Annotated in this window: 3 protein-coding genes; 1 reads left to right on the forward strand and 2 read right to left on the reverse strand. The window is 69.6% G+C overall.

Translation table 11 applies throughout. The annotated features are described in order from the left end of the window. A partial coding sequence (locus V7D28_RS09990) for an aspartyl protease family protein (RefSeq protein WP_333587235.1) occupies positions 1 to 609 on the forward strand: 609 nt, incomplete at its 5' end. A gap of 7 nt (positions 610 to 616) precedes the next feature. Here V7D28_RS09990 and sppA read toward each other — a convergent pair. Together sppA and V7D28_RS10000 are read right to left on the reverse strand one after the other, a co-directional pair. Continuing rightward, positions 617 to 2,395 (reverse strand): signal peptide peptidase SppA, encoded by a 1,779-nt coding sequence (sppA, locus tag V7D28_RS09995; protein ID WP_333587236.1) that lies wholly within the window; start codon positions 2,393 to 2,395, stop codon positions 617 to 619. Between the two features lie 91 nt (positions 2,396 to 2,486). Further along, positions 2,487 to 2,843 (reverse strand): AbgT family transporter (locus tag V7D28_RS10000; RefSeq protein ID WP_333587237.1); only part of this gene is annotated, 357 nt, incomplete at its 5' end.

Consider the following 2,843-nt stretch of genomic DNA (forward strand, 5'->3'; position numbering starts at 1 on the left):
GTGGACGGTCTGCTGGGCGTCGATGTGCTGCGCAACCGCGCCGTGACCCTGGACTTCGCCCAGAACCGGTTCGTGGTCTCAGCGGCGCAATCCTACTCCGTCACCGCCAGCGCGGATTCCGGCCGGTTGCGCGCGGCCCTGCCCGCCGATCCCGCCGAAGTGGTCGTCGCCGCCCGCCAGCGGTTCGGTCAGCTGGTGATCATCGACGCCCAGGTGGGCCGCATCCCCGTGACCGCCTTCCTGGACTCTGGCTCTGAGAACACGGTGGGCAATCTGAGCCTCGCCCGTCTTCTGGAGCGCGACGGCCTCATCCATCCCGTCCAGCAGGATGTGGAGATGGTCGGCGTCACCGGCCAGCAGGCGAGGGGCCGGCTCAGTCCCATTCCACCCCTGCGCCTGGGGGGGCTGGTCATCGGTCAGCTCTCGGCGGTTCTCACCGACCTGCACGTGTTCAAGCTGTGGGAGCTGGAGCGAACGCCGGCCATACTGCTGGGCATGGACGTCATGCGTCACTTCCGGTCCATCAAGCTGGACTTCGCCCACCGCCTGGTGACCTTCCGCGCTCCTGGCCGCCTCGGCGAGGAGGGCCGGATGATCGAGGTGCGCTAAAAGCGACTCAGCGCACCGGCGTCGGCGCCAGAACCATGCCGGCGCCTTGGGTGCGCAGGCGTTCCTGCACCGCCCCTTCGAGCAGGGCTTCGGCGCGGGGATCGCCCATGACCCAGGCCGCAGCGGCCAGGGTGCGCAGGGACAGGGCGCCCACGCCCAGCATCCGCTCCAGGGCCTGCAGCGGCGTCGCCTGCGGAGTCATCCGGCGCAGCCGGGCGCTCTCATCCAGGCCGGCCAGGGCCCGGGCGCGATCCACCGCCAGCGGGAAGCCCCCCAGGTGATCCACCAGGCCCAGCTCCTTGGCCTGGCGTCCGGTCCAGACCCGCCCGCGGGCGATCTCCTCCACTCGCTCCACCGGGAGGTTGCGCCCCCGGGACACTCGGGTGAGGAAGTCGGCGTAGGTCTGGTCCATCATGCGGGCGACGGCGGCGGTCTGGGCGGGGGTGAAGCCTTCCCCCAGGCGATAGGCGCCGGCGAAGTCCCCGCCCACCTGGAGCTGGCGCATGTCCACCCCGAACTCCGCCAGCGCCGGACCCAGCGCCAGCTTGCCGCCATAGACCCCGATGGACCCCGTCAGGGTCGTCGGCTGGGCGACGATTTCGTTGGCCTCAGAGGCGATCCAATAGCCGCCGGACGCCCCATAGGCGCCCATGCTCACCACGATGGGTTTGCCGGCCGCCTTGACCCGTCGCACACCGTCCAGGATCTGTTCGGAGGCGGTGTTGGAGCCCCCGGGCGAATTGACCCGCAGGACAACGGCGCGAATGTTGTCAGCCTCGGCTGCCTCGATCAGGGCCGCGGCCAGATCGTCGGACAGCACCATGGCGGAGGGGGCGAGCGGATTGGCCACGCCATTGGCGCCCGTGAGCAGGGGGCCTTCGGCCTCGATGACAGCGATGGCCGGGCCTCCGCCGGCGTCCCCGCCCCGCAGGCTGCGGGCATAGGCCATCAGGTCGAAGAGCTCGGCGTTGGCGCCCGCCTCGTCCAGCAGCCGCGCCTCGGCCTCGTGAACCTGGCCGACCTTGTCCACAAGGCCGAGCTCGGCGGCCTGATCGGCGGAATAGGGGCCGGCCTCCAGTCGGGTGCGCAGGAGCGCCGGGGCCAGTTCGCGATCCTGGGCCGCCTGATCGAGGGCGCTCTCATAGATGGAGGTCATCCAGGAGAGCTGGGCCGCCCGGTGCGCGGGCGTGTAGTCGCTGTGCAGATAGCCGTTGACCGCGTTCTTGAATTCCTTGCGCTGCTGGTAGTCGGCCTCCAGCCGGTATTCATCAAAGAAGCGCTTGAAGAAGACGTCCTCGACGGCCAGGCCCGTCACCTGCAGGGCGGCGCCCGGCTGCATCCACAGCTCGCCGGCCGCAGCGCCGACCATGTAGGTCGAAGACACCACGCCGGCCTGATAGAGGCCCTGGCTGTGGGCGATCACAGGCTTGCCGCTCGCCTCGAACCGCTTGATGGCCAGGCGGATCTCGTCGGCGGCGCCGGGCTCCATGCCCACTTCCGGCAGACGGATGAGCAGGCCCTTCACCCGCCGGTCCTCGCTGGCCGCCCCCAGCGCCTCCACGATCGCCATCACCGACAGGTTGCGGCGCCCGAAGCCGCCCAGGGGGTTCTGCAGGTTCTGGTCGGTGAGCGATTCCCGCAGGTCCAGTTGCAGCACGATCTGATTGGGGGGCGGGGCGGGCCGCGCCGCGCCGGCCGCCATGACGATCAGCAGGAAGGGCACGCCCACCATAAACAGCAACAGCCCGGCGAAGACGCCGGCCATGGTGGTGAGGAACTGCTTCATCTGTCGTCCGGGGCAAGGGGCGGAAAGCGCCTGGAGACTATATCGGCGCCGGTTGCGTTGAAGTGAAGAGGCCGCCCCGCGCCCTTACGCCCTAAGGCGCCGGGGCGAGGGCGGCGGTGGGCAGGACATAGTCCACAATGGCGCCCGGACCCAGGGGCAGGTCAAACGCCGTCCAGCCCAGAACCATGATCAGTCCGGCCCCCAGGAAGGTGAGGGAGTAGGGCACCATCACCGCCATCAGCGAACCCACCCCGAAATCCTTCTGATAGCGCTGGGCGAAGCCCAGGATCAGCGGGAAATAGACCATCAGGGGCGTGACGATATTGGTGGCCGAGTCGCCCATGCGATAGGCCGCTGTGCTCATTTCCGGGCTGACGCCGAGCAGCATGAGCATGGGCACCAGCACCGGCGCCAGCGCCGCCCACTTGGCCGAGGCCGAGCCGATCAG

The organism is Phenylobacterium sp., assembly GCF_036723115.1.
GTDB lineage: Bacteria > Pseudomonadota > Alphaproteobacteria > Caulobacterales > Caulobacteraceae > Phenylobacterium.